This window comes from Synergistaceae bacterium (assembly GCA_031272035.1).
GTDB lineage: Bacteria > Synergistota > Synergistia > Synergistales > Aminobacteriaceae > JAISSA01.
In genome coordinates this window covers 40,233-52,859 of the sequence record JAISUO010000003.1, presented here as the reverse complement: position 1 = coordinate 52,859, position 12,627 = coordinate 40,233, and the positions used below count along the sequence as shown (strand labels likewise).

Annotated in this window: 8 protein-coding genes; 3 read left to right on the top strand and 5 right to left on the bottom strand. The window is 56.9% G+C overall.

Going from position 1 to position 12,627, the window contains the following annotated elements; translation table 11 throughout:
* The 3 genes from LBR61_00365 to LBR61_00355 form a co-directional block, all read left to right on the top strand.
* A partial coding sequence (locus tag LBR61_00365; GenBank protein MDR1730525.1) for a toll/interleukin-1 receptor domain-containing protein occupies positions 1-1,634 on the top strand: 1,634 nt, incomplete at its 5' end.
* A 15-nt stretch (positions 1,635-1,649) separates the two neighbouring features.
* Positions 1,650-2,780, top strand: a complete 1,131-nt coding sequence (locus LBR61_00360; GenBank protein ID MDR1730524.1) for an SPFH domain-containing protein — start codon at positions 1,650-1,652, stop codon at positions 2,778-2,780.
* Between the two features lie 13 nt (positions 2,781-2,793).
* A complete protein-coding gene (locus LBR61_00355; protein MDR1730523.1) occupies positions 2,794-3,480 on the top strand; it encodes a hypothetical protein in 687 nt (228 codons plus the stop codon).
* 164 nt (positions 3,481-3,644) lie between these two features.
* Here LBR61_00355 and LBR61_00350 read toward each other — a convergent pair whose 3' ends face one another.
* From LBR61_00350 to gltX, 5 genes are all read right to left on the bottom strand, one after another.
* Entirely contained in the window at positions 3,645-5,423 is a 1,779-nt protein-coding gene (locus LBR61_00350; protein ID MDR1730522.1) for a response regulator, read from the bottom strand.
* 23 nt (positions 5,424-5,446) lie between these two features.
* Positions 5,447-6,643, bottom strand: coding sequence for an FIST C-terminal domain-containing protein (locus tag LBR61_00345; protein ID MDR1730521.1), 1,197 nt, complete (start codon positions 6,641-6,643; stop codon positions 5,447-5,449).
* An 85-nt stretch (positions 6,644-6,728) separates the two neighbouring features.
* A complete protein-coding gene (locus LBR61_00340) occupies positions 6,729-9,161 on the bottom strand; it encodes a DUF3536 domain-containing protein (GenBank protein MDR1730520.1) in 2,433 nt (810 codons plus the stop codon).
* A 40-nt stretch (positions 9,162-9,201) separates the two neighbouring features.
* Positions 9,202-11,148 (bottom strand): 1,4-alpha-glucan branching protein GlgB, encoded by a 1,947-nt coding sequence (gene glgB / locus LBR61_00335; GenBank protein ID MDR1730519.1) that lies wholly within the window; start codon positions 11,146-11,148, stop codon positions 9,202-9,204.
* A gap of 110 nt (positions 11,149-11,258) precedes the next feature.
* A complete protein-coding gene (gene gltX / locus LBR61_00330; protein ID MDR1730518.1) occupies positions 11,259-12,590 on the bottom strand; it encodes a glutamate--tRNA ligase in 1,332 nt (443 codons plus the stop codon).
* Positions 12,591-12,627 lie beyond the last annotated feature (37 nt).

Sequence of the window (12,627 nt, the reverse complement as noted above, 5' to 3'; positions counted from 1 at the left end):
GCGCCAACCATTTCCGCAGGCAGAACGAGTTCGACAGGGCCCTGGCGGCCTACGAAAGCATCCTCGACGAGGACAACTCCAACGCCGAGGCCCATTGGGGCGCTGTGTTATGCCGCTTTGGCATCGAGTACGTGGAGGACCCTGCGACCCACAGGCGCGTCCCCACCTGCCACAGAGTCCAATATGAATCCATCCTCGACCACCCGGACTGCCTTGCGGCGCTGGAGCACGCCCCCGACGGCTACAGCCGGAGCCTCTACGAGGAGGAGGCGAAAACCATCTCCGAAATTCAGAAGGGCATCCTCGCCATCTCGCGGAAAGAAGAGCCCTTCGACGTGTTCATCTGTTACAAGGAAGCCGAGGACAACGGAGACCGCACGAAAGACAGCGTCATCGCCCAGGACGTTTATTACCGGCTCACGCAGGCCGGGTACAAGGTCTTTTTCTCCCGCATCACCCTTGAGGACAAGCTGGGGAGCGAGTATGAACCGTATATCTTCAGCGCTCTCAACAGCGCCCGTGTGATGATCGTGATCGGAACCAGCCCGGCGCGCTTCAGCGCCGTATGGGTGAAGAACGAGTGGAGCCGTTATCTGGCCCTGATGAAAAAGGACAGGAGCCGCCTGCTCATCCCCTGCTATCAGGACATGGACCCGTATGACCTGCCCGATGAGCTGTCTCACCTCCAAGCCCAGGACATGAGCAAAATCGGTTTCGTGCAGGACCTGATCCGAGGTATACAGAAGGTTTTGAGCGCGGATAAATCTCAGCCGGAGACCGCGCCTCAAGCGGCGGCGACAGCGGCCAGACCGGACGTCAAGCCTCTGCTGGAGCGCGCTTATATTTTTCTCGAAGACGGCGAATTCGCGAGGGCCGATAATTATTTCGAGCGCGTGCTGGACATCGACCCCCAATGCGCGGCGGCCTACATGGGGAAATACCAGGCGAAGCATCAGTGCCAGTACGACATCGTCACAGACGAGTGGGTACGCTTCATGGAGAAAGTCACGTTTTTGCTGGAGCAAGCGCCAGACAGCGCCTGTAAAATCGTTTCCCTGACGCTGGATGAGGCGAGCCAGGCAGACGTTAAAGCATTACAGAAGAGCACTACACTAACTGAACAAGAGAAATGGAAATTAATATATTTCGACAATAGTTACATTCCCATGATGTGGGGCTTTAATGAGGCGATGAAGGATTTCGACTTCCCGGACGCGGATCCGAATTACCAGAGGGCTCTGCGCTTCGCCGATGAATCCAATAAAACAATCTACGCTGCTTATCCGAGGGAAATACGCGAAAAGATCGAAGAATACAGACTTCAATTGGAACAGATGGACAGGAAAACTGAGATCGGTCTTCAGAAAGAGTACGAAGAATATATGTCTTCCGTTATAACAGAATTAAAACAACTGGATGCAAAAAGACTGCACAAATATGGGATATGTGTTTGGTTGATTCTTGGCCCGATCTTCTTTTTTATCTTACGGTTCGTGGGTTACCCTGCCTGGGCTGTTGGCGCTCTTATTTTTAGTTGGTCTATCGCTTTGATCAACATATTTTTTGTCCCGAGTAAAAAATCGGGAACTGACTCGAAACCGGAAGAACAGATGAAACAGGACGATATTGAGTGAGCAGGAGGAGTTCAATTGGATAAATTAGCCGACGTCATCAAATACGAGGGGGACGACACGACCTTCGTCTGGAAACACCCGATCGAGGACTTCAACACCGGCGCACAGCTCATCGTCCACGAAAGCCAGGAGGCGGTCTTCTTCATGAACGGGCAGGCCCTGGACCTGTTCGGCCCCGGCCGCTACACCCTGGAAACCCAGAACCTGCCGCTCGTGGATAAGTATTTCAACCGCCCCACGGGGGACCAGACGCCGTTTCACTGCGAGGTGTACTTCGTCAACAGGACGGAGCAGATGGAGATCAAATGGGGCACGGACTCCAGAGTGGAGTACGTGGAGCCCACATACGGCTTCCCGATTCAAATCGGGGCCCGGGGCGAGATGAGCCTGTCCGTGGAGGACTCCCGCAAGCTGCTGGTCAAGGTGGTGGGCACGGAGAAAACCCTGACGCGGGACATGCTGACGGGGAAGTTCCGGATGTTCCTGAACGCCAGAATCAAGACGCGCCTGGTCCAGGTCATCAAGGCCGAAAAAATCAGCATCTTCGAAATCGACGGGCACATGACCCAAATGTCCGAGACGCTCCACGAGGAACTGGGGGCTGATTTTCTGGACTACGGAGTGAAGCTGGAGAAGTTTTTCATAGCCGGGTTCGTCAGGCCGGAGGAGGACAGGGCGTATCAAAAATTCAGGGAGCTGCACTTCCGCCAGTACGCGGACGTGACGGAGGCGAAGCTGCGCCAGCAGGTGGGAGTCATAGAACAGGAGACACAGGCCCGACGCCTTGTGATCGAGGCTCAGGCCATCGCTCAGAAACGCGCCCTGGAAGGGTACAGCTATCAGGACGAGCGGGGCTTCGACGTTGCGGAGAAGGTGGCGTCCAACCAGGCCGTGGGACAGATGAGCAACCTGGGCGTCGGCCTGGGAATGGTGACCGGCGTGGGCGGGGCCGTAGGCGCGTCTGTGGGCGGCATGATGCAAAACGTCCTGCGGACGCCGGAGGCTGCGCCTTCCCAAGCCGCGCCCTCTCAGCCAGCGCCGCAGACGCGGGAGGAAACCATCTGCCCCGTCTGCGGCGCGAAGACGCCGAAGGGCAAGTTCTGCCTTGAATGCGGACATAAGATGAGCCAGAGTGACGCCGAATAAAGGAGATTGTGAAATGAACGGTCATAAAACACGAATCACCCTGATCGCGCTGGTTCTCGCGGCGGTCCTGAGTCTGCCTTTTCTGGTTCTGAGAGAAATCACCCCGCTGTACCTGACCGCTTACGGGTTCGCCCTGTTGGGCCTCGCGGGCTTCTGGTGGAGCGGCGTGTACCTTTTGGACAATCTGAAAACTTATCCCTGGGCGGCGGCGATTCCGACGGCAGCGGGGCAATACCTGACGATCGAGCTCGCGTTTTCCGCCGTGTTCGTCCTGCTGGAGCAGCTGGGAATTTTCCGGCTGCCGCCGGTCTGGTTCTTCATCGGGCACGCGCTCATATGGGCATTTTTCGCGATCCGGCTGATTCTCCTGAAGGGCGTCAGGGATGCCATAGGGCAACAGGGGAGCGAAGTGCGTGGGAAAACCTGGGAGCTGGCGTCCCTGCGGGCGGACGTGGCGGCCGCTCTGGATAAAGCGCCCGGCATGGCCGGGAACATCCAGCCGGTGATCGATGCCCTGCGCTACAGCGACCCCATGAGCCACGCGAGTTTGCAACCCTGCGACGACGCCGTCAAAGAGGGCGTGATCCGGCTGGAGCAGGCCGTCTCCAGGGACGACGGGTTGGAGGAGGTCCCGTCCATCTGCCTGACGCTCCTCCGCCAGATCAAAGACCGCAACGCCCGGGTAAAGATGATGAAGTAGTCCGCGCGGGCAGAAAAGCTGCTGAACGCCTGCAGATAAATATTTTTGACCGACTATCGCTCGATTTGTTGGACTTGAGCATTGTCAAAACGGACGTCGAAGCTCAGACAAAAATGAGAGTATTTATGGAGCAGTAAAAATCTGAAACGTGTCCGCCTGTTTTTTCACCTGTGGGGGAGGTACTGGCGCAGTTTGTTCAACATTTCATTGAAGTCGACGGGTTTGCCCATGTGGCTGTCCATTCCTGCCGCCAGACATTTTTCCACGTCTTCCCGAAAAACGTTGGCCGTCATGGCCACGATGGGGATTCGCCCTGCGGCGGGAACGTCGAGAGCGCGAATGCGTCGCGTGGCTTCGTAGCCGTCCATTTGAGGCATTTGCACGTCCATGAAGATCATGTCGTACCGGTCCGGGTTCTCTTTGAAAAGCTCAACCGCCTCCACACCGTTCTCCGCGCAGTCGATCGTCAGCAAAGTCGGCTCCAGAAGCGACAGGACGATCTCCCGATTGATTTCCACATCTTCCACCAGGAGAATACGGAAACCTTCGAAAGAATCTCTCTTTTCGTCCGGTTTTTCCCCAGGCGGAGTCGTTTCGAAATTTTTGGCGCGAGGCTGCAGGGGTGAATCGCGTTTCTTCTCTCCGTTTTTGACCTCCACCGTGAAGGTGAAGGTGGCCCCTTTGCCCGGCTGAGACGAGATCCAGATTCTGCCGCCCATCATCTCGACGATGCGCTTCGATATGGCCAGTCCGAGCCCCGTGCCGCCGAATTTTCGGGAGGTGCTGGTGTCGGCCTGCTGAAAGGAGGTGAAAAGCCGGTTCTGCTGCTCTTCGCTGATGCCGATCCCCGTGTCGGATACCGCAATCTGCAGGAGGCAGGTTTCGTCTCTCTCCTCCAGAAGCTGCGCGTCCAGATGTATGGAACCTCCTTCAGGCGTGAACTTGGTGGCGTTGGAGAGCAGGTTCGTTATCACCTGCGCGATCCTCTGGTCGTCCCCAATCAGCGTATCCGGAAGCTTTTCGTCGACGCTCAGGGTGAACTTCTGCCGTTTTTCATCGATGCGGAAGTTCATGACGCCGGTCACCTTCTGAAGCAGTTTCTCGAAGCTGAACTCCGCGGGGGAGAGGTCGAACTTGCCCGCCTCGATTTTCGACATGTCCAGAACGTCGTTGATGACTCCCAGCAGGTGACTGGAGGCTTCTTCGATTTTATTCAGGCAGTAGTCCTTTTTTTCAGGACTTTCGGAAGACTGGGCTATGGTGGTCATGCCGATGATGGCGTTCATCGGAGTGCGCATCTCGTGGCTCATGTTCGCGAGAAAGTCCGATTTTGCCCGTGTGGACTGCTCCGCGATGGCTCGGGCCCGTTCCGCCTCGTCCTTCGCCAGGATGATTTCGGTGGTGTCGCAGAAAAGCGCCATGATCCCCTCCGTTTTTCCGCCCTCCAGCATGGGGGTTACGCTGATGATGTAATAACGAAAGTCTCCTTTTTTTCCAAAATCGATTTTTTCGGTAAACTCCTGAGGGGCGCCGGAGTTTTGTCCTTCCACGGCCGTTTTGAACAGAGCGTCGATATGGGGCCAGCTTTCTTCCGTAAAGAGAGGCGACAGGAGTTCTTCGCTGGTCTTTCCCCGAATCAGGCCAAAAGCGGGCAGTTCCCGAAGCCGCAGGTAGGACTCGCTGGCGAAGATGAGACGTTTTTCCTGGTCGAACAGCAGGATAACATCGGGACAGTTGGCCAGAAGCAGGTTCATGTAGCGTTCCAGGCGGGATTTTTCGGCTGAAATGATCTGGGTCAGATTGGCTCTGGCCTCCGCGTTTATCCGGTTTCTCCGGTTCAGAGCGCGCTCGGACTCCAGTTCGCGGAGCAGCTTTCTGTTTTCCATGTAGAGTTGTCTGTTTTCCAGCCTTAAGGCTTCGAAATCTTCATCGGGCGATGTCATTTCCTGCAGTCCTTTTCCGGATTTTATTTCGACGAAAGGGCGCAAATAATCAGGCTGTCGTTGTGGTTTCTGTTGGTCAGAGATTGTGTTCCCTGAGCGTGGACGGGGCAGAGCTCGCCTCCGGAGTAGGTGAACTGGTACGGAAGCCCCTCGGGAATCAGTTTCTGGACGCTTTCCATTTCTCCCAGGGGATTGTAGTCCATGGCGAAATAACGCCCCACGCAGGAATAAAGGATCATGCAGTCGAATTTTCTCTGAGCGAGGGCCTGACGGAGGGCCTCTTCGGTGGTGGAAAGAACCTCCGCGGAATCGAAGGCGCTGACGTACAGGGTTGTCCCTGTGGGGATGTTGCCGCCGCAGACCACGCAGCCCTCCGGCGTCAGAGCGAAGATCGCCCGAACCACCGGTCGGGTTCCGTCGTTGTAGTCGACGACGAAGGGGAAGATGTTGATGGCGCTGAGGGTTCCGTCCTCATTTTGGGGAAGGCCGAGGCTTTTCAGGTAGTCCACGACGGGAACGTCGTTCACCGTTTTCAGGAGACAGCCCTGGGCGTCGGTCACCAGACCTTTGTCCTGAAAGAATTTATCCGACGAGATGGAAGCGATGAAAAAATGAGGAACGACTTCGCCGGACAAAAGAACGAAAGCGCAGCGATCGGCGTAGCTTTCCCCGTTGCAGAGGATCTGCGCCGTGTGGTAGTCCGAGGTGTGGTCCACCGCCACGGGGCCGAAACTGGGGATGCCGCCGGAAACCCTGTCGAAGGCGGTCACGTAGAAATCCCCGCTGACGTTCATGAGCAGCGGGGCAAAGCTCAGGATAAGAAGGGGTTTTTTCTCCGGGAAGTCCGGAAGTTTGGCCGCCGCTTTTTCGTAAGCCGCCGCGCAAAGGGCCTCGTCCTCAGGGGAGTCCGAGGTGATGGAGTCCGTGAGCCCAACGGAGAAGGATACGTCGTCGCTGGTCAGCACCATGATCGTCAGAGAGAGCGTGTCCAGAGAGCCCGGCACCAGGTTCCCCAGGGTGGTGGTTCCCACCGTCTCGAAGGGGAGGGCGGAGGTTAGAGCCTTCACGATCCCCGTATCGATAAATTCGGAATAGCAGGTGATCAATCCGATGGAATTTTTCAGCAGGTTGTTTTTCAGGTCCAGCTGCTCCATGATTTCCGCCAGTGCGGCCTCTGTGTTGTCGATTTCGCCGGTGTGCGCTGTCAGTGCTTTTATCATTTCCGAACTCTCCTCTGCGCTGCTTCCTCAGGGAAACGGGCGCTTTCTGAAGTCAAAACAGTCAAATATACCGTTTTTCTATTTTCTATAACAGGGCTTCTTCCGAGAATTTCAGGCGTTTTCCAAGATTCCGGAAAGAAGCGCGCAGAGCTCGCGACTGGTTCAGCAGGGCTTCTCCGTGGATTCGCTGTGTCGCGTAGTACAGATTTTGGGCTTCATAGAGGCTCAGGTGCCAGTTGAATTCGTCCATAAAGAGGGTCAGGACGTCGATAATGCGGTCTATCACGGCGGAGTTCACGGGTGATTTGAGGATGAGCTCCATCTGCTGGAGGAGCCAGCGGCTCAGGGTGAAGCTGATCTGGTCGCTGTCCAGGGTGATGTTCCACTGCCGCGCGCGTTCGAGATAACGCCGGGCGGTGTCGATGTCCGGAATCTCTCCCTCCAGGCTGCGAATCACGTCGGTGGTGAGAACCACGGAGGCCGAAGAACGGATGATCGACGGAGCTTTGACGTCAAGGGCGGTCAGAGACTCGATCAGCCTGCTGTAATCCTCCACGATGTGGCGGAGTCCGTTTTCGATTTCCATGAGATCCTGCTGCAGCAGCCTTTCGAGGAAAGTTTTTCTTATGCCGCTGAGGATGTGACGCAGGGAGAAAAGATTATGGCCGAATATTTCGATCAATTTTTCATCGTCGGATCGGACAAAGAGGGACCGGAGCTCTTCGATATTTCCCAGAGTTTTTTTCCGGTTTTCTTCCGTTGCGGCGGTCACTCCGCAGACGATGGAGGTATTTCCGCGATAGTTGGCGGCGAAGATGAAATCTTTTTCCTCCCGGGTGAATTTCGAGGCGACCTTTACCTCTCCCGCCATGAAGATGCGGGAATTTTTGTCGCCGGATTGGGAAATGTTCGCGACGATGTCCGGCGTTATGTCCCAGTAGTTTTTCAGAATCTCCTCCTGAGGATAGCGGGGGAAAAGCGACATCATCCCGCACTGGCCCGCCAGTCGCTCAAAGGAGACCTGAGAGGATTTTATCAGGATGTCGTAAATTCGGGCGCCGTTTCTCAGCTCCGGGATGTTGCTGGGGGCCTTCGAGAGGTGACGGGAAAACTCCGGATTGTAGTCGAGGCCGGTCAGTTCCCCGATCAGGCAGATGGCCCGGGCGGCGTAGCGCAGAATCTGCTTTGTCTCCAGTCCGGAAATTTCATCGAAAAACCATCCGCAGCTCGTGTACATCAGGAGCGCGGCGCGCTGAACCCCCAGAAGTTTGAGAGTCCGAATCTTTTCTTCCTTTGACAGAACATGGGTGCTGTGGGCATTGATCCAGTCGTCCACGTTTTCCCTGGAGCGATTCAGAATCACGTGAATGTAGTCGTTTCGGGCCTCCCACGGGTTTTTCAGGTATTTGGCCGCCTCGTGTTCGAAAAGCAGAACGAGTTTGTCCCGAAGCCAATCCAGAGCCTCCCTCAGAGGGGCGCGCCACTTCTGATGATACCCCGGCGTTCCGATGGAACAGCCGCAGTCGCTGCGCCAGCGTTCAACGCCGTGAACACAGCTCCAGGAAGAATTTTCCACAATGCGGACGGCGTATTCCGGGGGGTTTTTTTCTAAAAACTCGCCATAAATCGTTAATTTAGCCTCACTGCCGCTGTCGATGGTCTCAAGACAATAGGCCAGGGCCATGTCTCCGTGGTCGTGGTGGTGTCCGTAGGATTCTCCGTCCGTGGCGACGTGGGACAGAGTATCCCGCTCTCTGCCCCGATCCGGCTGGGCCTCGATCAGGCGTCGGGCGAAATATCCCCCGTCGTTCAGCATACCTCCGAAGGCGATGCCCTGAGAGAGAACGCCGTCGTAAAAGAAGAGGGCGATGCTTTTTCCGGAGGGAAGATCGCAGCGGTAGGCGCGGCTCGTGTCGATTTTTTCATCCCGGACGCTTTGCCATGGGGCGTCGGTGTCCGCCAGAGGACGCACCTCCGCGGCCTGTCTGGGGGCGAGAATGGTGAAAAGGATTCCGTTTTCGGCCAGAATTTCCAGAGTTTCCGTGTCCACGGCCGTCTCCGCGAGCCACATTCCCTCGGGCATACGGCCAAAGCGGCTCCGGAAATCCTCGATGCCCCATTTGACCTGAGTGACCTTATCGCGGCGGTTGGCCAGAGGCATGATCAAATGGCTGTAGACCTGCGCAAGAGCCGGACCATGTCCCGAAAAACGTTTACGCCCCAGGGCGTCCGCCTCCAGAATGCCGGCGTAACAAAGGGGGGCCGCCTCTTTCATCCAGGTCAGCAGGGTGGGCCCCATATTGAAACTCATGCGGGAATAGTTGTTGCAAATCTTCCAAATATTCCCTTCGTCGTCGAGTATGCGGGAAGCCGTGTTGCGGCGGTAACACTCGGACGTAATCCGCTCGTTCCAGTCGTGCCAGGGCGCTGCGGATTCCTGAGTTTCGACGATTTCCAGCCAGGGGTTTTCACGGGGAGGCTGATAAAAATGACCGTGTACGCAAATATAACGCGACATAATGGGACGTTATCCCTCCTGAACAATCCCGCCCGGTGAATCAGGGCCGGGTCTCAAAATGAAATACGACCAGCGAAAGCGGCGGCAGAGTCAGCATCAGGGACTGGTCGAAGCCATGGGAGGGGACGGAGATCGTCTCCATTCCACCGGCGTTTCCAATTCCGCTGCCTCCGTAAACCGTGGAGTCGCTGTTGAGAATTTCCCTCCAGAATCCGCACAGCGGAACGCCCAGGCGGTATCCGTACCGGGGCACGGGGGTGAAGTTGCACAGAGCGAGAATACAGTCGTTCTTCTCCTCTCCCTGACGCAGGAAGGCCACCACGCTCTGCCGCCAGTCGCTGCAGTCGATCCACCGGAAACCCTCCGGGGAGAAATCCCGCTCGTAAAGGGCCGGATAACGGGAAAGCACGGCGTTCAGGTCTTTGACCCACTGCTGCATGGCCTGAAATTCCGGTTTTTCCAGCAGGTGCCACTCCAGCGCGGAATTATGGTTCCACTCCAGTCCCTGCGCCAGTTCTCCTCCCATGAAGAGGAGTTTCTTGCCGGGATGCATCCACATGTAACCCAGCAGGAGGCGCAGATTAGCGCGTTTCTGCCACCAGTCTCCGGGCATTTTGTTGATCAGGGATCCCTTGCCGTGGACGACCTCGTCGTGGGACAGGGGAAGCATGAAATTTTCGCTGAAGGCGTACCAGATGCTGAAGGTGAGCTGATTGTGGTGGTAGCTGCGATGGATGGGTTCGTGGCTCATATAGGCGAGAACGTCGTGCATCCAGCCCATATTCCACTTCATGCCGAACCCCAGCCCTCCGAGAAAAACCGGTCGGGTCACCATGGGCCAGTCGGTGGACTCCTCCGCGATGGTTTGCACGTCGGGGAACCGCCCGTAAATTTCCTTGTTCATGTCCCGCAGAAAGGCGATGGCCTCCAGGTTTTCCCGGCCTCCGTGGACGTTGGGCATCCACTCCCCCGCCTTTCGGGAATAGTCGAGGTAGAGCATCGAGGCCACCGCGTCGATACGCAGGCCGTCGGCGTGATAGCGGTCGAGCCAGTAGATCGCGCTGGATATGAGGTAACTGCGGACCTCGTTGCGTCCGTAGTTGAAGATGTAGCTGCCCCAGTCGGGATGGTATCCCCTGCGGGGGTCTTCGTGTTCGTAAAGGGCTGTTCCGTCGTAGCGGGCCAGTCCGAAGTCGTCGGTGGGGAAGTGGCTGGGAACCCAGTCCAGAATGACGGCGATTTCGCTCTGGTGCAGACTGTCCACGAGAAACATGAAATCCTCCGGAGTGCCGTAGCGGCTGGAGGGAGCGAAATAGCCCAGGGTCTGATACCCCCAGGAACCGTAAAAGGGATGCTCCATCACAGGCAGCATCTCCACCGCGGTAAAGCCCATTTCCCGGCAGTACCGGGGAAGCTCCTCCGCCAGTTCCCGGTAGGAGAGGGACAGTCCGTCGTCCCAGTGGTGCTTCCAGGAACCCAGGTGCAGTTCGTACACGGACCAGGGGGCGGAAAGGGACGTGCGCGCCTTTCGGTCGGCCATCCACCGGCCGTCGCCCCAGTCGTACTCCGGCCAGTGCAGAATGGAGGCCGTGCGCGGCGCGACCTCGAAAAACGCGGTGAAGGGGTCCATCTTGTCCTTGTGCTCCCCCCGGCTGTTCACCAGATGAAATTTGTACAGATCCCACTTTTTCAGGCCGGGGATAAAGACCTCCCATATCCCGCTGCCGTCCCATCGTATCTTCAGCGGATGAGTGTTCGCGTTCCATTCGTTGAAGTCCCCCACCACGCTCACCGATTTGGCGTTGGGCGCCCAGACGGCAAAGGACACGCCCTCTTTTCCCTCCGGACTGACCATCCTGTGGGCTCCCATTTTTTCGTAAAGCGTATAGTGGGTCCCCTGTTTAAAGAGAAAAATATCGTAATCCGTCAGCCCTGAGACGTTATACTGCGCTCCATCTCCGCTGTTTCCGCTCTTTTTGCGCTCCATGTTGTTCTTTGCCCTGTTTTCCGTTTGTTTCGACATGACCTGCCTCCCGTCCTGCCGTTCATCCTATATTTTAAAATTGGCCGTCCAGACGAAACACGGTGTTCCGCATTTTATACCAATTTGTAAAACTCCAGCCGACGTCGAACCTCCTCGCGTCCAAGAAGCGCCGCCACCTCGAAAATCCCGGGGCTGACCTTCATACCCGTCAGGGCGAAACGCAGCGTCATCGCGCAATCCTTCATTTTTACGCCTTTTTCTTCCACCCAGGTTCGGGCCCGGGCCTCCAGTTTTTCCGCCGTCCAGTCCGGCTCGGCGAGAAGCGCGGTGAAAAATTCCCTCAGTATCGGCCTCAGTTCGTCGGAAATCCCCTCAGGGTTCCACCGGCTTTTTACGGGTTCAAAGGAGACGTAATAGTCTGAAAAAGCGGCCAGCTCTTTCGCGGTCTGTCCTCGTCCACCCATGAGGGTCAGCGCATCGGCGAGCCAGGCGTCGTCGTGCCGTTCCACGGGTAAGCCCGCGTCCTTCCAGAAGGGTTTGATCAGGTCGAGCCTCACTTTGGGGTCCAGTCGTTTCAGGTGCTCCTGGTTGATGTAATTGAGCTTGTCGGGGTCGAATACCGCGGCCTTTCGCGTCACTCTGGACAGCTCGAAAAGCTGCGCGGCTTCCTCCCGGCTGAAAATTTCCCTGTCCTCGCCGGGCGACCATCCCAGAATCGCCAAAAAATTGAAAACTGAATCGGGCATATAGCCCATGTCCCGGTATTCGTAGACGCTTGTGGCGCCGTGACGCTTGCTCAGTTTCTTTTTGTCCCGACCCAGAATCATGGGCAGATGGGCGAACAGCGGCGGCTGCCACCCGAAAGCGCCGTAAATCAGCAGTTGCTTGGGGGTGTTGGAGATGTGGTCCTCTCCTCGAATGACGTGGGTGATGTTCATGAAGTGGTCGTCGATGACGACGGCGTAGTTGTAGGTGGGCATTCCGTCGCTCTTGATCAGAACGATGTCCTTGAGGGTCCCTGAATCTCTGTCCTTCAGACCGTCGCTGGTCGTCTCAATACGTCCGTAGACCACGTCGTCGAAGGAAAGCTCCACGCCCGGCAGCACCCGAAAGAGAATCGCCGAGCCCTCCCGATAGGCCTTGCCCTCCGTCACCAGTTTTTCCGCGTTCTCCCGGTACAGGGAAAGGCGCTCCGACTGACGGTAGGGACCAAATTCGCCTCCCCGGTCCGGACCTTCGTCCCATTCGAGCCCCAGCCACCTCATGCCGGACATGATGGTCTCCTCGTATTCCTGAGTGGACCGATCTCTGTCCGTGTCCTCGATGCGAAGGACGAAACGTCCTCCTCTGTGGCGAGCCCACAGCCAGTTGAACAGGGCGGTGTGACCTCCTCCGATATGCAGAGCGCCCGTAGGACTTGGGGCGAAGCGTACGCGTGTTTCCATTTCTGGTTCCTCCCATGGGGCACAGGCCCGGTGTTTA

Excerpts from the sequence above, each read along its gene's own strand:
- LBR61_00350 (MDR1730522.1), bottom strand. The coding sequence starts at position 5,423 with ATGACATCGCCCGATGAAGATTTCGAAGCCTTAAGGCTGGAAAACAGA.
- gltX (MDR1730518.1), bottom strand. The coding sequence starts at position 12,590 with ATGGAAACACGCGTACGCTTCGCCCCAAGTCCTACGGGCGCTCTGCAT.
- glgB (MDR1730519.1), bottom strand. The coding sequence starts at position 11,148 with ATGGAGCGCAAAAAGAGCGGAAACAGCGGAGATGGAGCGCAGTATAAC.
- LBR61_00355 (MDR1730523.1), top strand. The coding sequence starts at position 2,794 with ATGAACGGTCATAAAACACGAATCACCCTGATCGCGCTGGTTCTCGCG.
- LBR61_00345 (MDR1730521.1), bottom strand. The coding sequence starts at position 6,643 with ATGATAAAAGCACTGACAGCGCACACCGGCGAAATCGACAACACAGAG.
- LBR61_00340 (MDR1730520.1), bottom strand. The coding sequence starts at position 9,161 with ATGTCGCGTTATATTTGCGTACACGGTCATTTTTATCAGCCTCCCCGT.